Here is a 19,949-nt window from a genome sequence, read left to right as displayed (position 1 = left end):
CAGTTTGCACTCCCCCAGAGCCGCTTTTCGCATTGCGCACGGCCATGAGCATGGTCACAAGGGGCAACATCCATGCCATGAACACGTGCCGCTAACCGCCTGTTTTGTTTCGCTCACCACAGGCCAGCCCACGGGCACAGCCGACCCGGCATTGCAAAACGCACGACAGAAAGCCGGTACGCCTTGCATTCTGCACGACCAACCGATAGACAATATGGTACGGGAGAATTGTAACCGGGAGCGTTCCAGTGAAACCATCGTCCCGAAACCGCCTCTACGACACCATCCTCGACTCCATCAACGAGGGAGTGTTCACCGTGGACCTTGAACGCCGCGTTCTCTCGTTCAACGCGGCGGCCGAACGCATCACCGGAATATCCAGAAAGGAAGCCGAAGGCCGCAAATGCAGCGAAATCATCCGGGCGGACCTGTGCCGCAGTTCCTGCGCCATGGAACGCACCCTGCGTTCCGGGAACCCGGTGGTCAACGCCACCACACACATCACCACCTCCAAGGGCGAACGCATCCCCGTGCGCATCGCCACCGCCCTGCTCAGGGATGAAAAGGGAACCGTCATCGGCGGGGTCGAGACCTTTCAGGATCTTTCGCAGGTGGAGCAACTGCGCAAGGCGCTGGAGGCGCGCTACACCTTCAAGGACATCATCGGCCGCAGTCCGGCCATGACCAAGCTCTTTGCCACGCTGCCGCTGGTGGCGGAAAGCGAAAGCACCGTGCTCATTCAGGGTGCCACGGGAACCGGCAAAGAGCTGTTCGCCCGCACCATCCACAACCTTTCCCCCCGGCGCAAGGGCCGGTTCGTGGCCGTGAACTGCGCAGCCCTGCCCGACACCCTGCTGGAATCCGAACTGTTCGGCTACAAGGCCGGGGCGTTCACGGACGCCAAGCAGGACAAGCCCGGGCGTTTTGAACTGGCGCGGGGCGGCACCATCTTTCTGGATGAGATATGCGACCTCAATCCCGTGGTGCAGGTGCGCCTGCTGCGCGTGCTGCAGGAGCGCTACATCGAGCCGCTGGGCGGGGTGACCCCCACCAAGGTGGACGTGCGCATCATTGCCGCGGCCAAGATGGACCTGGCCGAACTGGTCAAAAAAGGCACGTTCCGCGACGACCTCTATTATCGCATCCGCGTGGTGCATCTCGTGCTGCCGCCGCTGGAGCAGCGCCGGGGCGACATTCCCCTGCTGGTCAACCATCTGGTGACCAAGTTCAACCATTTGCAGGGCAAGGCCGTGACCGGGCTTTCGGAACGCGCCATGGCCCGCCTGCTGGCCCACGACTACCCCGGCAACGTCCGCGAGCTGGAAAACATCATCGAGCAGGCGTTCGTGCTCTGCCGTGGCGAGCGCATCCGCTATCGGCACCTGCCCCGCGAACTGCGCCGAACCGACACGTCCTTTGACCATGCCCACACTCCGCGTTCCCTCAAGGACATGGAACGCGCCCTGATCCGCGACGCCCTGCAGCGCAACGACGGCAACCGCAGCCATACGGCCCGCGAACTGGGCATTAACCCCAGCACCCTGTACCGCAAGATGCAGCGCCTTGGCATCACGCATGAGGCTGCCGGGCAGTAGCAATCGTCACCCCGCATGACCGGGCAATTCTATTACCTTCAGGTGGCTGGCATCATTCGAGTCTTGCATTCGCCAAACCAAAACGAGAAACAACCGTCAAAAAAAGGAAACCGATATGAACGAAAACGCGAAAATCAGGGAATTGGAAGCCCAAGTAAAACGGCTCCAGAAGGATTGCGCAGAAGCATATCAGGCATTCGGTCATCTTTCATACTATTTTGACGATGACGAGTGCAAAGACTGTGAGAAAATTCTGGACAACCTCGCGGCTGCCGCCAATGGCGACCCCCGTCCGCACGACGACCTGCATCCGTGGCCCAGGGGAAAACTCACATACGTGCCTGACGACGAAGAATAGAGGCCCATCCCGCATACCCCAAAACGATCTGCCGAAACGACAAGTGCAACGAAGCCCCGCGACATCTCCCTTTCTTCACTCATAACTCTACCCAACGCATTCCCCGTTGGCGCAAACACCATAACCTTCCGAAATTCCCCTCTGGACAAAAGGGTCTTGCATTCTTCTTGCGCTCGCTCTATAAGACATGTCTTGATAATGAAATTCACAATCGTTTTCGACGAAGCCCAAGGAGAGGCACTGTTGCCATGATCTGCTTTATTCATATCTTTTTTTCCAACGATACTGGACTGTTCAAACCAGCACCCTGCAAGGAGCGCACATGTTGAAATCAGTCGTTACCGCCATGGCCGTTCTGCTGTTTGTGCCGGTCATGGCCGGAGCAGCCGATTCGGCCGGAAAGGTCCATGCGCAAGCGGCAAAAGCCGTTGCCGTGGAGGCTGCGGCCCAAAAACAATATCTGAAATGGACGGACCAGAAGCAAGACGCCGCCGCCGAGATCAGAGACATGAAAACCATGGATGCGTGGCTCGAATTTCAAAACCGCAAGTACTCAAAATACATAACAAAGCAAAAAGAAGTCATCGCGGAACTTGAGCGGCGCAAAGAAGAGGCCCGGCGCATCAAGATGGAACTGGAACCGTTCCTTGAGACCGTGGTGGACAGTCTGGCCCGCTTTGTGGAGTCCGACCTGCCGTTCCTCACCGAAGAGCGCTCCCGAAGAATCGACTTTCTGCACGAATCCCTTGACGACTACCGCCTTGAACTGAGCGAAAAACTACGCCGGGTTTTCGAGGCGTTGCTGGTGGAAACCGAATATGGCCGCAACGTCTCCAGTTCCATGCAGGAACTGGACATTGACGGCGTCCCCACACAGGTCGCGGTCTTCCGGCTGGGCCGCACCGCACTGTTCTACCAGACCGCGGACGGCTCGGGCGCCGGATACTGGGATCATGCTTCCGGAGCGTGGAAGCCTTTGGCGCAGGACTACACCCAGACCCTGCACCGGGCCAGAGACATGGCGGACAGAAAACGCGCGGTCGAACTGCTTGACCTGCCCATAGGAGCCACCCGATGAAACATGCGATCCATACACTGATCATATTTATGGCCCTCACTGCCGGGGCACAGGCGCAAGGCTGGGACGACACCTCCAAGGCCGTGAACATCATGGTGGCCGAGGCCGGGCAAAACGCAGCCAAAACAAAAGCCATCATCGCCGAGGAAAAAAAGGCGGTGGGCTCGGAAAAGGGCACGCTCAAACGCTCCATCAGCGAAAAGCAAAGCCGTTTCAACCAGCTCAAGGCCCAGTATGACAAACTGCTGGAACGCGAAGCCGCCCTCAACGAGGAACTGGCCGCGCAGGCCCATGAACTCAAGACCATCGACGGCACCATCCGCACCTCGGCCAAGCAGGCCCGCGACTACTTCCACGAAAGCCTGACCACCCCGGAGCATCCGGAACGCGCCGAAGTGCTGGCACAGGTGCTCCAGCCCGAAAAATTCCCGGGCCTTGAAGGCATCCGCAATCTGCTGACCCTGTATCTCGATGAAATGGCCGCGTCCGGTTCCGTGGTACGCCGTTCCGGCGATTTCATCGGCACGGACGGCATGGACAAGAACGGCGAACTGGTGCGCATCGGCACCTTTACCGAAGCATACAGGCTCAAGGACGGCACCCTCGGGTTCCTCCGCCCCACCAGCGAAGGCACCAAGCTCATGGCCGTTCAGGGCGAACCCGGCTGGACTCTTTCCGGCATCATGAACGACTTTTTCGACGGCAAGGGCACGGTCTTCCCGGTGGACATCTCCAACGGCGCGGCCTTTGCCCGGCTGGCGCAGGAGCAGAAAGGCGTCTGGGAATGGCTCGGCGCTGGCGGCCTGCTGGTCTGGCCCATCATTCTGGTCGGCGTGGTGGCCATGGCGCTGGTCATTGAGCGCTTCTACGCATTGAGCAAACTGCGCGGCACCTCGGACCGCAACATGAACAAGATATTGCAAATGGTCTCCAAGGGCGAATGGAAGCAATGCCGCGAATTCTGCCGCGAGCAATCCCGCTTTCCCACCTGCCGCATCATCGGACACACGCTCAAATACATGGGCAACACCCGCGAGATCATCGAAAACGCGTTTCAGGAAGGACTGCTCAAGGAACTGCCCATGCTGGAACGCTTTCTGCCCACCCTGAACGTGCTGGCCGCCGTGGCTCCCCTGCTCGGCTTGCTGGGCACGGTCACGGGCATGATCAACACCTTTCAGGTCATCACCCTGTACGGCACGGGCGACCCGCGCATGATGTCCGGCGGCATCTCCGAAGCGCTGGTCACCACACAGCTCGGGCTGGCCGTGGCCGTGCCCATCATGATCCTGCACCACGTGCTGGAACGCCGCGTGGACACGATCATCGGCGACATGGAGGAAAAGGGCACCGGGTTTGCCGTGGCCCTCATGAAGAAGGGACAAATCAAAAAGCGGGAGGAGCTTGATGCTGCAGCATAATCTCATTGAACGCATGGTCGAGCATTTTCAGGCGGGCGGCGAAATCATGATACCGCTCATGTTCCTCTCACTGCTCATGTGGACGCTGGCCATCGTCAAAAGCATCCGTTTCCTGCGGGAACGCAAAAGGGAGCGGGGCGCCAGCCAGTGCCTTGAGATGTTCAGGGGCGAAGCGTCCGTGTGCAAGGCCGGTCTGGCCCAATGGCAATGGGACATCCTTTCGCAATACATGAACGAACGCTGCGAAGACCCGGAGCTGAACCGGGACATGCTGGAGGCCATCCGCATGCGGCAGGAATTCAAGGCCATGCGCTACATCGGCACCATCCTGATCCTCGCGGCCATAGCCCCCCTGCTCGGCCTGTTGGGAACCGTGACCGGCATGATCACCACCTTCGACGTCATCTCCGAATTCGGAACAGGCAACGCCCGCGCCCTTGCTTCCGGCATCTCCGAAGCATTGGTGACCACCCAGAGCGGACTCGTGGTGGCCGTGCCCGGACTGCTGCTCGGCGGCCTGCTTTTCCGCAGGGCGGAAAAACTCAAGGCCCGCATGGAGCTGTTCTGCATCGGATTGCAGGAACATACCGACGGCATTGCAACGGCCGGGGAATAGCCGCATGAAAAGCATCCGATACACGCGCGGCGCACGCGCACGCAGGAGCGAGATCAACATGACCCCGCTCATCGACATGGTCTTCATCCTGCTCATCTTCTTCATCGTCACCACGAGCTTTGTGCGCGAATCCGGCGTGGACGTGGAACGCCCCTCGGCCCAGACAGCGGAGACAAAGGAAAAGGCCAACGTCATCCTCGGGCTCACCGCCGAAGGCCAGATATTCGTGGAAGGCCGACCGCTGGATATCCGCTCGGTGCGTGCGTACATGGAACGATTCCTGGCGGAGACGCCCGAAGGCTCGGTGGTCATTGTCGCGGACAAGCAGAGCATGACCGGCGCGGCCGTTCAGGTTCTGGACCAGTGCCGACTGGCGGGCGTGCGCAACATCAGCATCGCGGCAAGGAAACAGTGATGATCCAGAGGGCAAAGCCATCGGGCGACTTTGTCGCCGCCAGCATGGCCGCTGTCATGGTGGCCGGACTCATCTATGTGGGCGTGCTGGTCCTGAATGACTCGCAGCAAAGAGGCGACTTCACCGAGGTGGAGGGTGCCATCCGCATTGCGCAGGCACAGAAAGACAAGCCCGTGGAACCGCTGAAGCGCAAAAAGCTCAAGGGAACCGAGCCACCCAAGACCCTGCCCAAAACCTTTTCGTCCAAGGCCAAACCCAAAAGCGTGAAGCCCCGCATGAACATCGCCACCCCGAGCTTCAGCGCGGACATGCATCCCGGCCTCAAGGGCGGTATTGCCATGCCCGTGGGCGATCTGGGCGGCATCGGCTTCAACATGGACGAGGTGGACGAGGTGCCGCAGGTGCTGCGGAGCATTCCCCCGGAATACCCATACGGGGCAAAAAGAAACAGGGTCGAGGGCGAAGTGGTGGTCCGCATGCTGGTGACCAGCAAGGGCGTGCCCACCAATCTTTCCATTGAATCGGCCACTCCGGCCAACGTGTTTGAAAAGGCCGCGCTCAGCGCCGCCAAACGCTGGAAATTCCGGCCCGGCCGCTACAAGGGGCAGGCTGTGGACACATGGGTACTCCTCCCCTTCAACTTCGAGCTGACACGATGAAACGCATGCGCATATTCGCGGCCGTTCTGGCCTTCTGCCTGCTCCTGCCCGTTGCCGGGCTGGCAAAGCTGCCGCCCGAGGCACGGCAGACACTGTACAAGGCCCAGATCCTCATGGACGACAAGAAGTACATGGATGCCGCCGCCGTCATCCGCCAATACATGAAGTCCACGCAGGAAACCATCAACGGGCAGGTCTACGTGATGCTGGGCGGCGCCCTGCACGAAGCAGGCGAAAAAAAGCAGGCCCTTGAAGTGTTCCGAAAAGGACACCAATGCAGCCCGGACAATGAATGCCTGTGCCTGAACATGGGCATTACCCTGTACGAACTGGAACGGTATGCCGAGGCAGGGAAATATCTTGAAAAGGCCTATTCGCTGCAAAAGGCGGGCAAGGACCAGCTGCTCTTTCAGGCCGGTTCCGCTTACTACCTCGGCGAAAAGTACGGCGAGGCGGCCCGGGTTCTGCTGCGGCTCATGCACCAGAGCAAAAAGCCAGAAAAGCAATGGATTCGCCTGACCATCCACGCCCTCATCGAATCAGGGCAGACCGCAAAGGCGGAATCAATACTGATCCGCTACCTGAACACGAATCCGCAGGAAGGCGACTACTGGAAGCTGCTGGGCAAGCTGCATCTGGACCGGGAAGAATATTCCGAAGCCGCGGCCGCGCTGGAAATCGCCCATCGCCTGACCAAGCCCTCCCAGCAGGATATGGAACGGTTGGCCTCCCTGTATCGCTACCGCAACGCGCCCCTCATGGCCGCCCAGACCCTGCAGCGGGCCTACGGCAACTCCCCGGACAGGAATCAGGCACTCAAGGTGGCTGCCCTGCTGGCCTCGGCCGGCAGAATGCAGCAGGCCGTCAACTATCTGAGCCGCCATAGTTCGGGGGGTTCCGTGGAATTGGAAAAAGGGAAAATGCTGTACCAATCACGCGATTTCAAAAAGGCCGAAACCGTGCTCCGCAAGCTGGTCGCCAAGCAAAACCAGCCGGAAGCGCGCTTTTATCTGGCCCTGTGCGCATGGGAACGCAAGGATTGGAAAACCGCAAAAACCGAATTGACCCGCGTGGCCGGACAACAGCAGTTCAAAAGCCGGGCGCGGGCCTATCTGGCCGTTCTGGATGATTTGGATGAAGTACGCAGGGAAGCCATGGAATAATGGCCACGCCCGTCGCCACGGTGACGTTCCGAAACACAGGGCAACCGCAACAGGCACCCCGTCAAAAAACGGCGTTGCCGAGCACATGCGCTTCAGCAAAAACACAAGCCGTCCCCCTGAAAACGAGAAAACGGATTGCCGTCACTTCTTGTTTGTGCGGCAATCGGGGCACAGACCGAAAAGATACATGCGGTGCCGCGTGAGCTTGAACCCATAGGAATCAGCGACCTCTTCCTGCCGATCCTCGATGGCGGAATCGAAAATTTCCACCTTTGCGCCGCACTGCACACACACGAGATGGTCGTGATGCTGGTGTCCATAGGCGTGTTCGTACAGGGTGACGCCGTCACCGAAGTCCACATTGTCCGCAAGCCCGGATTCCACCAGCAGCTTCAAGGTGCGGTAGACCGTGGCCTGCCCGATGTCCGAAGACTTGTCCTTGACCAGACGGCCCAACTCCTCTGCGGAAAAATGCCCCTCGGTTTCAAGAAACGTCTCGACGATCAGCTTGCGCTGCGGCGTCATGCTCAGGTCATTTTCGGCCAGATATTCCATGAATACAGATTCTGCGTTTTTCAACATAAGCGACAATGAAATTCATTTTCAAGATTGTGTCAAGTGCAAAAATCAGGGCAATGCATTGACCGCGCAGACGCACGATGGCGCATGACACGTGCACTGCAATCGCCCCATGCCGCATCATGCAGACTAACGCCTCCGCCTTCCCGGGCCGCTGCCCCGGCGTCGAGGTCCATTTTCACGATCATTACGGCGCCCGGGCCCGCGCCCCTGCGGCCCCACGCCCCGGCAGTCCAGCGAACCCTGCATCGAACGCACAACCTTGAGGAGTAACCCGTGCAAGATCTCTCGTTCTTCGGGGTCAAGCAGGGAAAACATGAGCCTCGAAACATCACCATCGGCATCTCCCTGTGCCTGCATCAATTCGTCGGCAAGGGCTGTAGCCCTGATGGTGAAGCTGCGCCGGTCCGCTTCGTTGCGCTCCCGCTCAATAAGCCCCTTGCTCTGCAGTTTGCCGAGCAGCTCGCTGAGCGAGGAGGAACGAATATCGAGCATTTCCAGCAATTCTCCCTGACTGATTGGACCCTTGTCGTGGATAATGGCCAACACCCGCCCCTGCGCATGATGCGCCTGGGGCGCACCTCTGCCGCGCCAACCGCGTCCGTCCCGGGGGCACGCATGATCGGCCCGAGCCATGAGTCGTGACGCATGGCGGAAAAGGGACACCAGCTCCTGGCTGTCTTGTGGGTTCTCAAATGGAGTCGATTTCATTTCTCACCTCCAGATGGTTACGCACCAAGCGAAGCAACAAACGCTTCGCCCTTGCTGCATTTGGGTTCGCTCAAAGGGCAACGATTGCGGCAGAGAGGGCAAACGCCATCCATGTCGCCATGTAACCGGACACCGTCTTCACGTTCCATCCCCTGCTCAAACGGAGCCGGGAAATTGTCGAACCGGTCTGCTGCCAAATCGAAATCTCGCCCCCGTTCGTGTCGCCTGCGGTTCCCAGGCCTTGTCCGACCAGCCTGCTCTTCAAAACACGGACCCTGGCTTCGCCCTTCGAATCCGCCATGGCGGTCAGGCCTGCAACGCCCTCTGCCCCGTCCGGCCCCACGTTCCATTGAACGTTCTGCACGGCCGCGGCAAGGCCTCATTCTCTGTTCGCACGATTGCATTTCTTCACGATTCCTTGCATATCGTCTCATACTGTTTCTCCTTGTTATGGTTTTATGAAGGCACCTTCACATTTGGATCCACCCAATTAGCAAGGTGCCTTCTTACATACATGAAACTATCCACCCCCTGGGCACGTGTCAAGTGCAAAGGTACCTTTTTATTTATCCGTACTTCTCTCCATCCGGGTAATTATCGGGAATAACGACATTTTGCGCATTCTCCATTGAGTCCTCCGAGATTTCTCCGAAGAAAACGTTTCATTTCTAAGAGGTTGATATGAAAAATCATAACACAATAAGTTCCGTTCTCGTAAGGTTTTGCCAATTCAATAAAGTCGGTGAAGGAATTGTATGCGGAGGACAAATGCATCGAATTTTATCATTTTTTCTTGTGGCAATGGTTCTTTTCCTTTCAGGCGGATGTGTTGAAAGCGTAACGCGAATTCATGACCGCAGTGAAGGAGACAAGGCCCTCTACCTTGAGCACGACCCGGCAGCTGCGCAGGTGTATTACCAAAAGGCGGCCAGGGCAGGAGATGCGGAATCGCAACACCAACTCGCCATAATGTACCTGACAGGCAACGGCGTGCCCAAAAACATCGCCTCTTTCCGGGATATGGAAGAAATGTCCGCGGCTCAGGAATACCCTCCTGCCATGCGAAACCTTGGATTCGTCCTTGTGACGGGGCTCTACGGTATCCAGCCGGATCCCCGGAGAGGCATGTCCCTACTCAAGGCTGCCGCCGATGAAGATGATGCCGACGCCCACTACATGCTGGGAAGAATTTACGCCCGGGGCGTCCCCGGCGTACAAAAAAACCCCGCCATGGCCACCTACCATTATGGTCTCGCCGAGGAGAACGGCATTTATGTGGATCGAGAAAAACAAAAGGCCGTGCTCACTGTACGTTCAAAGTATCGGCACTACACGCCGACACGGCGAGCTGGTGCTCGTCAGACCGGCGTGAAATATGATTTGACCACATTGGAAACCAGAAAATTCGTCCAGCAATCACTAAAAAAACTGGGCTACTACTCCATGGGCATAGACGGGGCCATCGGCAAGGGGAGCGCCAAGGCGATCCGGGCGTACCAGAAGGATGCCGGTCTCAAGCCCACCGGAAACATCACCGAGCAACTCATCGACTCGTTGCTCGCTTCCACGGCTAAAAAATGACAACCACCCAGGATCAAGGAGTGAATATGCATACTTTGCCACGTTTCCTTATAACACTGCTTGTGTTGGTCTTTTTGGCAGGATGCGCGATAGAAGGCGGCGGCAGGCCCAGATCAAAAGCTGAACAATGGGCAGGGGTCACCACTGAGGAATTTGTGGATAAAGACACCCACATGCGCGAATTCTACAAGGACAAAATCGTCGAACAGGAAAGGATCATCAGAGACAACAACGAGGAACTGGAGAAGCTCAAACGGGCCAATCCCACCGACCCCATGGACATGATGCATGACGCACTGAAAAAAGACCGGCTTGAACGGGAAATTGCTGAAGCAAAAAAATCGAAAAAGAACTGGGAAGGACTCCAACGGGAGCACATACAAAAACAGCAAGGCAACTCGGGAGGCGGAGGAAGCAGTGGTGGCTGCAGCCATTAGGCCCCTTGCCAAACAAAGCAACACGAAAACCAAATCACGGCGGCGTCATGAACAACCTCATGACGCCGCCAATAACTTTGTAGCAAGACAAAACAGACTAACTTTCTTCCTAAAACGTCACTCTTCCGCCACCACATATCGGGTTGCGGGCCCCTTGCCGACCTTGACCAGCAGGCCCTTGCTGACGAATTCATTGAGGTCGTAATTGGCTGTCCGGGGGGACAGATCGCCTCCCACTATGTCCTGATATTCGCTGCGGGATATGCCGCCACGCTTGCTGATGATTTCCCAGGCCTGCTGTTGCCTCGGGTTCAAGGAAAATTCCCTTTCCACCGAAGCTCCCCGTTCCCGTGGAGCCGTTGCCTCCACACACTCCGCGTCCCCCTCTTCCGCTCTCGGCTCAAGAGACAACGATGCCGGAATATCCTGAACAGCACCTTCAAGCCGGATTTCCTCGGCCTCGATCACGTCCGTTTCAGCCATGACCACGGCACGGGTGATGCTGTTCACAAGTTCCCGAATGTTGCCGGGCCACGAGTAGCCCGAAAGCTTGCGAACGGCGCCCCTGCTCAGTTCAAGATGGCTGCGTCCGGTCAACTGCTCGGCCTGACGCAGATAGTGCAATGCAAGCAGCGGGATGTTCTCGGGGTGATCTCGCAGGGCAGGCGAATTGATGGATACGACCTTGAGCCGGTAATACAAATCCTCCCGGAACGTTCCCTCTTCGATCATTTCGGAAAGATCGACGTTCGTTGCGGCAATGATGCGCACGTCCACGGGAATCTCCACGTCGCTGCCCAGCGGCTTGATCTTGCGGATGGACAGGGCGCGCAACAACGATTGCTGCACCCGAGGCGAGGCCGACTGGATTTCATCCAGAAAAAGCGTGCCTCCGCCAGCTTCCAGAAATGCGCCGTTGCGGTCGCCCCGGGCCTCGGTAAAGGCTCCCTTGACGTGCCCGAACAAGGCATCGAGCAACAGATTTTCATCAAGCGCACCGCAATTTATGGAAATGAACGGTCCGGCATGACGCCTGCTCTGGCCGTGAATGGCCTCGGCAACAAGCTGCTTGCCCGTGCCGGTCTCGCCGGTGACCAGCACATCCACGTCCACCCCTGCGGCCTTGAGCACATCATTCCTGAGTTCGGCCATGCGCGTTCCCGTGCCGATAATGTCCGGCAGCACGTTCAGACGCGCCTCGTCAAGAAGCCCCTGCTCCCGGGAAAGGTCGGCCGGTTCGCGCAGGTTCACGTTCAGGATGGCCTCGTCCTTTTCACGAATTTCCTCCATCTGACGACTGATCCGTCTGACGAGGGCATTCACCGAATTCTTGAGTTCATCAATGTCGCGCCCACCATAGGGGATATCCACCTCTTCGAGGTTGTCCACTTCGCGCAATGAATTCAACTGGTCGGACAATCGGCGGATGGGAGAAGTCAGCTTGCGCCCGAGCCAGTAGATGAGCAGGGCCATGACCATGATAGCCAGCACCGTGACCACCAGCATGACGTCCAGATACTGATACCCGGCAACAATGGGCAGGATGCTCCTGTCCACACGCACGAGGCCGCCGTACAGAACCTTTGTATTCCCTGCCCCGCCGTTGAACCACACCGGTGCATAGGCAAAAAAGAAATCATCGACTCCGGAACCGGAAACGGAATCGCGAATATGCAGCAATCCGCTTTCGCCTTCCCGTACGTTCTCCAGCATCCGCCAGTAATCCTCGTGTCCGGAATTGGGCCGAAACGCATTGCGCAATCCCGGGCGTCCAAGCGTTCCCTCGTAGCCGGAACGGGCCAGATACGTGCTCAATCCACCGGGCTTTGAATGCCGTGGGACCGAATCCTTGCCAAAGCCGTCAACAGCCGACTGAAAAAGCATCCAGCCGTCCGGGTCTATCATGTAGTCATAACGCAACTCGCTGCTGCGCGGGAACGCCCAGAGCGGAGAATCCTCGGAATTATAGAGGGTCAGGATATCGCGCAAATCGGTAGCACACACCGAGAGCATCAGTACCCCAGCGTGCGCTTGTCCCTCCATGTGATACGGCGTGACAAACCGGATGACCTGTTGCCGCGTCACGGCGTTTTCCACCCCGGTTTCGGACAATGGGTACTCCACTTCCATGACCGGAGACGCCCACACCTGGCCGAACTCGAGCTGAGGGTTGTCGTTCAGGAGCAACAGGGGGTTGGGAACCACCCGCATCAGCCGTTTGCTGTCAAGCCGCTCGATGCGATCGTGATGGCGCACAAAGCAAATGTGACCATTCCCCGAAGGCGCAATGTAGGAAAAATCCAGATAGCGAATTCCACCGGAGCCGACCTTGCCCGCAAGAAACTGGCGCATGCTGCTTTCTGTCTGCCGGCCGTGCGCTGCAAACAGCAAATCCTCGCGTGCCAGTTCAAGAAAGCGTTCAACCTCATGCGCCACAGCCAGATTCTGCAAACGGACAAAACGCTCCAGCGCCACATTTATGTAATGGCTGGAAACACTGTAATTGCACAGGCCGGCTGCAAGCAGAATGCAGACCAACGACGGTATGAGTGCGGCCATGAGTCGCCCCCGCAAACCGAGACCTGCAAAGAACAGCATTCGCTCTCGAAACGTTTTTCGATTTTCCGCTTCTTTTTTATCGGATTCAACCACTGTTTCGACCTCCGAAACGTTTTTCCGCCATACCTCGCAATTATCGCGCAACACACTCGCAGTCAACGGGTAACGGATATTTCAGCCCACATACAATATTTGAAAACGCGCATGGTACAGGCATTGCAAAAAATCGACCACGAAACAACGCGCAACCGCCACGCATGGCGGCATACGCCAAGGCACACACAAACATGGAGAAAACGGATGCAGACCGACATGTATAAGGACGTGCACAGAAAATTGCTGGCGATCATGATTCTGGTGCCGCTGATCCCCTTTGTGGCGGCGCTGGGCATAGGCTACAATTCCTACGAAGCATCCATGCGCCGTGCAGCACAGGAACGCGCCGAACGAATAGCGGGCAGTCATGCGGCCCTCATCGAATCGTTCCTCAACGAACGCAAGACAGACCTGGACGTCATTCTCGCAACTGTTGGCCATGGTCAACTCGCCTCGACCCAACGCCTTGAATCGATACTCTCCACTCTGCAACGTGCATCCCTGGCATTCATCGACCTTGGCCTTATCAATGCCCAGGGCGTGCAGCTGGCATATGCCGGACCGTTTGAGTTGACCGGGAAAAATTACGCCCAGGCGCATTGGTTCCGTGAGACATGTTCCAACGGCAGTTTCGTGAGCAATGTGTATATGGGATACCGGCACCAGCCTCATTTCGTGGTGGCGGTAATGCTCCGACAACATGGCAGAAAATGGGTGTTGCGGGCTACCGTGGACCAGGCCCTGTTCGGCGACCTCGTGGAAGGCGTCAGCATAGGAACCACGGGGGAGGCGTACATCGTAAACAACCTCGGGGAGTTGCAAACAGCACGCCGTTCCGGCGGAGCCCTGCTGGAAAAATCCGGTGAAACCGTTTCGGACGGACGTATGCACATGATGAAAAACGATGATCCGCAACGATTCATCCGCGCCGTGGTTCCGCTGAACAACGGCATGTGGCGGTTGGTCGTGCGGCAGAATGAAGCCGAAGCCCTGCAGGAACTGGATTGGGCCGCCATGTGCATCGCGGTGGTCAGCCTTGCAGGCGGAGCCTTCATACTGGTTCTTGCCTTCACCATCAGCAACAGGCTTGTGCACATGCTGCGCAGCAAGGAGCACGACCGGGTGGAAATGGAAACCCACCTCATGCGCGCGGCACGTCTGGCCGAACTGGGAGAAATGTCCGCAGGTTTTGCGCATGAAATCAACAATCCGCTGCAAATAATGAAAAGCGAAATCGCATTGATGGAAATGGAAGCCGACGAGGCCGGAAAAGGCGAACCAATCACAGGGGAACGCAAAGCCGCAATACTGGACGGGCTGGATCAATTGGGCAGGCAGATCGACCGTTGCGCTGCCATAACCCGCTCCATACTCAAATTCGGGCGACATTCCGGCCCGGAAGTGACCACGGTCAATCTCTCGGAATTCCTTCCGGAATTATGCGAAATGGTCAAACGCAAGGCAGCGGTTTCCGGTATCGAGTTCAGCTGTTCCATCCCCGGAGACACACCCTCTGTAAGCCTCGACGCAGGCCAGCTCCAGCAAGTCGTGCTCAACCTGATGAACAACGCCATACAGGCAATCGAAGAACGGCACGACAACGAGGGCGGGCAACTCAAGGTTGCCGCACACACGTTGGAAGACGGGAGGGTGCGCATACTTGTTCAGGACAATGGCAATGGCATTCGTCCCGAAAACATAGAAAAAATATTCAATCCGTTTTTTACCACCAAGCCGCCGGGCAAAGGCACCGGACTGGGGCTTTCCATCTGTCATGCCATCATCGACGCCATGGGCGGCGTTATGGAAGTTTCCAGCGAACATGGGCAAGGCACTGTTTTCACTATCACCCTTCCGGCAATCACAGTCGGCTGACAGCCGGCCATTCCCTCCTCCAGGCGGCGATCCGAAAGGATTGCCGCCTTTCTTTTCCACCCCTTGTTTTGCGCGAAAACACACGGGCAAAAAAACACGCATTGCGCAAATAACCATCCGATTAGATTGATTAAAAACACATGGCACAAGCGTTGCTTATCCCATGACGAAAAAAAACGAAATTGCAAAAAAAATGCTTTCAACCAGGCAACGGAAACAAAAACGAAAGCAGGCTGGAGCAACATGACAACGGAACAGATGACCATTCTTTTGGTGGATGACGAGGAGCGACTCCTCGAAACCACGAAAAAACTGTTCGAAAAGATGAACATCCGCGTGTTCACGGCGCAAAGCGGCAAACAGGCGCTCGGCACCGTGGAGAAAAACGGGGTGGATGTTGTTTTTCTGGACGTGAAGATGCCGGGGTTCGACGGCATGAAAACGCTCCGGGAAATCAAGCGTATCTCCCCCCTGGCCGAGGTCATCATCCTCACCGGCCACGCGACGATGGAAGACGCTGTGGAAGGGCTCAAGCTTGGCGCAATGGACTTTCTCATCAAGCCCCTGAGCATGAAGGAACTGCTCGAAAAGGCGGAAGAGGCGTTCGAAAAGGTCAAGCGCCACAACGTTCTCCTGAAATCCATGAAAAAGAAGGAAAAATCCTGAGGCAGCGGCTTCGGGAGGCACATCAATTGAGGAGGCATGCAATGTCGAAAATACGAATTCTCATGGTCGACGACGAAGAGCGTTTCCGCACCATCACGTCCAAAATACTCGAACGGAAAGGGTTCGAGACCATTGTGGCCGAAAGTGGTGAGTTGGCGCTCGAAAAACTGTGTGAAGCACCGGACGTCGTCATTCTTGACATGAAGATGGGTGGCATGGACGGTCACGAAACCCTTCGGGAAATCAAGAAGTCACACCCCGACCTTCCGGTGATAATGCTTACCGGACACGGGGCAATGCCCAGCGCGCAGCAGGCTCTGGAAGAAGGCGCGTTCGATTACCTCGCCAAGCCGTGCGACATCGACCTGCTCGCCGCCAAGGTGCAGGACGCCGTGTTGTGCAGGGGCGGCTCGCCCCGCAGGGAAAAAGTGGTGCGGGACATCATGATCCCGGTGGACAGCTACACGTCCATATCCGAAGACAGCACAGTACGCGAAGCCATTGCCGAACTGGAAACGATGCAGCGCTCACTGCAGGCCACGGAACGGCTCATGGACACGGGGCATCGCTCACTGCTGGTGTTCGGCAAAAGCGGGGAACTCGCGGGCATACTTTCGCCCCGGGACCTGATCCGTGCAACGCGGCCCGCATACCTTTCCGCGCCACGCCCGTCCACGGCGGACACCCTGCAATATTCCACCATGTTCTGGGAAGGACTCTTCACCAGCCGGGTTCGTGAAATCATGCACCTCGAAGTTGCCGAAGTCATGTCCTCAAGCCCCCCGCAGATCGATGCGGACACCAACCTTATGGAAGCGGCGGACGCCATGTCCAACGAGCGGCGCAGACGCGTAGCCGTCATGGAAAACGGCAGGATCATCGGCGTGGTGAGAGAACAGGAGTTGTTCTACGAAATCGCGTCCATCATTTCCAACAGCTGACCGCCACCCGACTACGAACACGAAAAGAGGTGCTCAATGTCTCAAGCAAAAAGTAAAAAGAAGGCGACTGGTTACGACAAGTATGTCAACTGGAAGCTTTTCATCATACCGGTTGTACTGTTTTTCGTCATCCTGATTCTGCCCACGCCCGACGGCATGAAACGCGTGGGCACGCAATATCAGATCGGTCCCAAGAAGGTAGTCGGTTTTCTCTGTGAAGAACTCTTTCACAAGAAAAGCTCCGACACCGAACAATGGGAATTGATTGCCGCCCAAATGATGGAACGCAACATGCGCATGGGTGCGCTCACCAAAGACCGCTTCATGAAGCGCAATGCCAAATGGTGCAAGAAGTACAAGATTCAGGCTGACGACACCAACATTGAACGGGCCAAATCCTTTGTGGATAAAAATCTGACCCCGGAACAGTTCAATGAAATAATGAAAGCGGGCTTCGACCTGCGCATGAAGAAGCTCAACTACGCTTCTCTTCAGGGCAAGGACAAGCAGGCCGCAGACAAGGGCGCCTGGCACATCAAGGTCGCCATCGCCATGGTCGTATTCGTTGTCTTCTGTTTCATGACCGAATGCATCCCCCTGCCGGGCGTGGCCTTCTGCATCGGGCTGATTCTCGTGTTCACGGGCGTGGTCACCCGCCAGCAGGTGGCCATGTTCTACTGGTCCGACGCGTGTTGGTTCATCATGGGTTCGCTCATGTTCGCGGCCGCGTTCGTCAAGACCGGGGTAGACAAACGCATGTGCATGATGATGTTCAAGCGGCTGGCCGTTCCCAATGTCCGCTGGATCACGCTCATCTTCTTCATAATCATCGCCCCGCTGGCCGCGTTCATCTCGGACCATGCGCTGGCGGCCATGTTCCTGCCCATCGGCATGCTGCTCTACCAGAACAGCCTTACCGAGGAGATACCCGAGGACAGGGAGCTGGCAAAAATGCTCATGATAGCCATTGCCATGGCCTGCAACATCGGCGGTCCGGGCGCTCCATCGGGCGGCGCACGAAATGTGATCATGATGACCTACCTGACCGACATGTTCGGGTTCGACATCGGCTACTTCCAGTGGGTCACCTACTGCTTCCCGTTCGTGCTGCTCATGATCCCCATCACATGGATAGCCGTGAACACGCTCTTCAAGCCGCGCATCAAGTCCCTGGCTCCGGCAATGCGCCATCTTGAAAGCGAAATCGGCAAGATGGGCAAGTGGAACAAGCACCAGATCTGGGCCGTGATCATCTTCGTGGTCATGGTCTGGGGATGGTTCACGGAAAAGATATTCTTCAACATGGGCATCTATCCCGTACGCCTCGGCATCGGCGTCATCGCGGTTGCCGGTGCGGTGGCCTACCTGCTGGCAGGCGTGGTCAACTGGCGCGACTACCATGAAAAGGTGGACTGGGGCGTGGTGTGGCTCTATGCGGGCGCCATCATCTTCGGCCGCACGCTGGACAGCACGGGCGCGGCATACTGGCTGGCCGACTCGGTGATCAACCTGCTGGCACCGTTCGGCATGGACCAAGGTCTGCCGCTCATGCTGACCTCCAACGGCCTGACAGCCGTACTCACCAACCTCATGGCGGACGGCCCCGCTGCCGCGGCAGTCGGTCCCATCACCCTGAACATGGCCGGCATCGTCCACCCGGGCACCACGTTCCTGCCGTTCATGGCCATGGCAACGGCGATCTCCTCGTCCTTTGCCTACTGCCTGATCATCGGAACCCCGCCCAACGCCATCGTCTACGCCTCCGGCTATCTGGAGCCCAAGGACTACCTGCGCGTGGGCATTCCCATGTGGTTCGTGGCCAACATCGTCGTGATCCTGATCACGGCCGTGTACTGGGGCTGGCGAGGATTCGGTGGATTGCCGGGATTCTGACCTCACGCATGAAACAACGGGCGGCGGCCTTGGTCGCCGCCCACACCCCAAAAAAAGGAGTGAGCCATGTTCAGACCACTGGAAGCCAAAACAGCAAAGCATATCCACTACGAAAAGGGCGTCACCTACATCAGCAGGCGCATGGAACGGACCATATTCTTCGTCTTGACCATCGGCATGATGCTGTGGGGAATCTATGAGAAGTTCGTGGCACCCGCCACACCGGGAGGCTAGCCATGTCCACGGCAACAGCACAGCCCGCGCCTGAAACGCGCACCATCACGGTCCGCCAGTACATCGACACGCTGGTGAACATCATCCGCTCGCCCGCGGCTTTCTACCGCAGTACCGCAGACGAGGCCAACATCCGAAAACCGTTGATGTTCCTCTTTGTCTCCGGATTGTTCCACGCCACGGTCAGCATGTCGTACTTTTTTGAAAACTCCCTGCTCATGGGCGGCGTATTTCTGCTCAACGCCATGTTCATGCCCTGTCTGGCCGCGATATTCACCTTTTCGCTGGCAGGCGTGCTGCCGGGAACAAAATCCGATTTTTCGCGAATCATGTCCGTATACGCGTATGCCTCGGGCGCCGTCATGGTGGTCTCGTGGATACCCGCACTGGGCATGATTCTGGAGCCGGTTCGCGCCGTACTCGTGATCGTGGGCCTGAACAAGGCCTGTAAAATGAGCTGGTTCAAGGCCTTTTCCATGGTCGTCTGCTCGGCCCTGCTGTTGCTGATTTTCATTTGGAGCCTTGCTCCGATTCTCGCGGGTCTCAAGGACATGCTGCCCGCCTGACAAAACAAACAACGGTCTGCACCCCGAAGCCCGTTGCGGCCCTGCCGGGTCTCCTCTCGCCTCTTCCGGCAGGGCCGCCCCCCTCCACAAGACAACACGGGGGATGAATGAAGGAGAAAGACATGACCATGCTGCGCCTGCTGCTCGTGGATGACGAACAGGATTTCCTGACCTATGCGTCGCGCCGTTTCAAGCGCAGAAACGTGGACGTGCACACAGCACAGACCGGAGAGAGAGCCCTTTCCATGCTCCGGAAACAGCCGTTCGACGTCATGGTGCTGGATGTCAAAATGCCCGGCATGGACGGCCTCGAAGTTCTGGAACGTGCGCTGGAAATATCACCGAAAACACCGGTGATCCTGCTCACCGGACACGCCAGCACCGAAGCCGCACTGCGCGGCATGGCCCTCGGCGCATACGAATACCTGCTCAAGCCGGTGCAGCACGAAGAGCTTTTCTTCAAGGTGGCGGAGGCGGCCAGAGCATCGAATGCAACCCGGTAACAA

20 protein-coding genes are annotated in these 19,949 nt (G+C 57.5%); 17 read left to right on the top strand and 3 right to left on the bottom strand.

Going from position 1 to position 19,949, the window contains the following annotated elements:
* The first annotated feature begins 248 nt into the window (after positions 1-248).
* From F8A88_RS02755 to F8A88_RS02720, 8 genes are all read left to right on the top strand, one after another.
* Positions 249-1,595, top strand: a complete 1,347-nt coding sequence (locus F8A88_RS02755) for a sigma-54 interaction domain-containing protein (RefSeq protein ID WP_151149534.1) — start codon at positions 249-251, stop codon at positions 1,593-1,595.
* Between the two features lie 115 nt (positions 1,596-1,710).
* The gene (locus F8A88_RS02750; RefSeq protein WP_151149533.1) at positions 1,711-1,953 is read left to right on the top strand and encodes a hypothetical protein; all 243 of its coding nucleotides are present in this window, start codon (positions 1,711-1,713) and stop codon (positions 1,951-1,953) included.
* Between the two features lie 322 nt (positions 1,954-2,275).
* A complete protein-coding gene (locus tag F8A88_RS02745) occupies positions 2,276-3,031 on the top strand; it encodes a DUF3450 domain-containing protein (protein ID WP_151149532.1) in 756 nt (251 codons plus the stop codon).
* Complete coding sequence (locus F8A88_RS02740) at positions 3,028-4,452, top strand: MotA/TolQ/ExbB proton channel family protein (RefSeq protein ID WP_151149531.1); 1,425 nt, start codon at positions 3,028-3,030, stop codon at positions 4,450-4,452. The genes F8A88_RS02745 and F8A88_RS02740 overlap by 4 nt, the downstream gene beginning before the upstream one ends.
* Positions 4,439-5,068 (top strand): MotA/TolQ/ExbB proton channel family protein, encoded by a 630-nt coding sequence (locus F8A88_RS02735; protein ID WP_151149530.1) that lies wholly within the window; start codon positions 4,439-4,441, stop codon positions 5,066-5,068. Before F8A88_RS02740 ends, F8A88_RS02735 begins: the two co-directional genes overlap by 14 nt.
* Before the next feature lie 4 nt (positions 5,069-5,072).
* Entirely contained in the window at positions 5,073-5,483 is a 411-nt protein-coding gene (locus F8A88_RS02730) for an ExbD/TolR family protein (protein WP_151149529.1), read from the top strand.
* Entirely contained in the window at positions 5,483-6,142 is a 660-nt protein-coding gene (locus tag F8A88_RS02725; RefSeq protein WP_151149528.1) for an energy transducer TonB, read from the top strand. Before F8A88_RS02730 ends, F8A88_RS02725 begins: the two co-directional genes overlap by 1 nt.
* Positions 6,139-7,305 (top strand): tetratricopeptide repeat protein, encoded by a 1,167-nt coding sequence (locus F8A88_RS02720; protein WP_161598320.1) that lies wholly within the window; start codon positions 6,139-6,141, stop codon positions 7,303-7,305. Before F8A88_RS02725 ends, F8A88_RS02720 begins: the two co-directional genes overlap by 4 nt.
* Positions 7,306-7,446: 141 nt before the next feature.
* Here F8A88_RS02720 and F8A88_RS02715 read toward each other — a convergent pair whose 3' ends face one another.
* Both F8A88_RS02715 and F8A88_RS02710 read right to left on the bottom strand, forming a co-directional pair.
* A complete protein-coding gene (locus F8A88_RS02715) occupies positions 7,447-7,860 on the bottom strand; it encodes a Fur family transcriptional regulator (RefSeq protein ID WP_241667318.1) in 414 nt (137 codons plus the stop codon).
* Between the two features lie 153 nt (positions 7,861-8,013).
* Entirely contained in the window at positions 8,014-8,595 is a 582-nt protein-coding gene (locus tag F8A88_RS02710) for a MarR family winged helix-turn-helix transcriptional regulator (protein WP_151149525.1), read from the bottom strand.
* A gap of 681 nt (positions 8,596-9,276) precedes the next feature.
* On the opposite strand from F8A88_RS02710, the gene F8A88_RS02705 reads away from it, so the two are divergent.
* Together F8A88_RS02705 and F8A88_RS02700 are read left to right on the top strand one after the other, a co-directional pair.
* Positions 9,277-10,176: an SEL1-like repeat protein gene (locus tag F8A88_RS02705; RefSeq protein WP_151149524.1), complete on the top strand. Its 900-nt coding sequence runs from the start codon at positions 9,277-9,279 to the stop codon at positions 10,174-10,176.
* Positions 10,173-10,613, top strand: a complete 441-nt coding sequence (locus F8A88_RS02700; protein WP_151149523.1) for a hypothetical protein — start codon at positions 10,173-10,175, stop codon at positions 10,611-10,613. Before F8A88_RS02705 ends, F8A88_RS02700 begins: the two co-directional genes overlap by 4 nt.
* A gap of 117 nt (positions 10,614-10,730) precedes the next feature.
* Here F8A88_RS02700 and F8A88_RS02695 read toward each other — a convergent pair whose 3' ends face one another.
* Entirely contained in the window at positions 10,731-13,172 is a 2,442-nt protein-coding gene (locus tag F8A88_RS02695) for a sigma 54-interacting transcriptional regulator (RefSeq protein ID WP_161598319.1), read from the bottom strand.
* Between the two features lie 300 nt (positions 13,173-13,472).
* Between F8A88_RS02695 and F8A88_RS15730 the strand changes: the two genes are divergently transcribed.
* The 7 genes from F8A88_RS15730 to F8A88_RS02660 all read left to right on the top strand — a co-directional run bounded on the left by F8A88_RS15730 (position 13,473) and on the right by F8A88_RS02660 (position 19,946).
* Positions 13,473-15,143, top strand: coding sequence for a sensor histidine kinase (locus F8A88_RS15730; protein ID WP_161598318.1), 1,671 nt, complete (start codon positions 13,473-13,475; stop codon positions 15,141-15,143).
* Positions 15,144-15,386: 243 nt separating this feature from the next.
* Entirely contained in the window at positions 15,387-15,809 is a 423-nt protein-coding gene (locus tag F8A88_RS02680; RefSeq protein ID WP_241667317.1) for a response regulator, read from the top strand.
* 41 nt (positions 15,810-15,850) lie between these two features.
* Positions 15,851-16,750 carry a CBS domain-containing protein gene (locus F8A88_RS02675; protein WP_151149520.1) on the top strand — a complete coding sequence of 300 codons (900 nt, stop codon included), beginning with the start codon at positions 15,851-15,853 and terminating at the stop codon, positions 16,748-16,750.
* A gap of 36 nt (positions 16,751-16,786) precedes the next feature.
* The gene (locus tag F8A88_RS02670; protein WP_151149519.1) at positions 16,787-18,643 is read left to right on the top strand and encodes an SLC13 family permease; all 1,857 of its coding nucleotides are present in this window, start codon (positions 16,787-16,789) and stop codon (positions 18,641-18,643) included.
* Between the two features lie 66 nt (positions 18,644-18,709).
* The gene (locus F8A88_RS15835) at positions 18,710-18,877 is read left to right on the top strand and encodes a hypothetical protein (RefSeq protein WP_170283767.1); all 168 of its coding nucleotides are present in this window, start codon (positions 18,710-18,712) and stop codon (positions 18,875-18,877) included.
* Positions 18,878-18,879: 2 nt separating this feature from the next.
* A complete protein-coding gene (locus F8A88_RS02665) occupies positions 18,880-19,443 on the top strand; it encodes a YIP1 family protein (RefSeq protein ID WP_151149518.1) in 564 nt (187 codons plus the stop codon).
* Between the two features lie 122 nt (positions 19,444-19,565).
* Complete coding sequence (locus F8A88_RS02660) at positions 19,566-19,946, top strand: response regulator (RefSeq protein ID WP_151149517.1); 381 nt, start codon at positions 19,566-19,568, stop codon at positions 19,944-19,946.
* The last annotated feature ends 3 nt before the right edge of the window (positions 19,947-19,949 follow it).

Source organism: Pseudodesulfovibrio senegalensis (assembly GCF_008830225.1).
Classification (GTDB): domain Bacteria; phylum Desulfobacterota; class Desulfovibrionia; order Desulfovibrionales; family Desulfovibrionaceae; genus Pseudodesulfovibrio; species Pseudodesulfovibrio senegalensis.
Note: the sequence above shows the minus strand (reverse complement) of the source record. Positions and strands in the feature narration are given on the sequence as shown.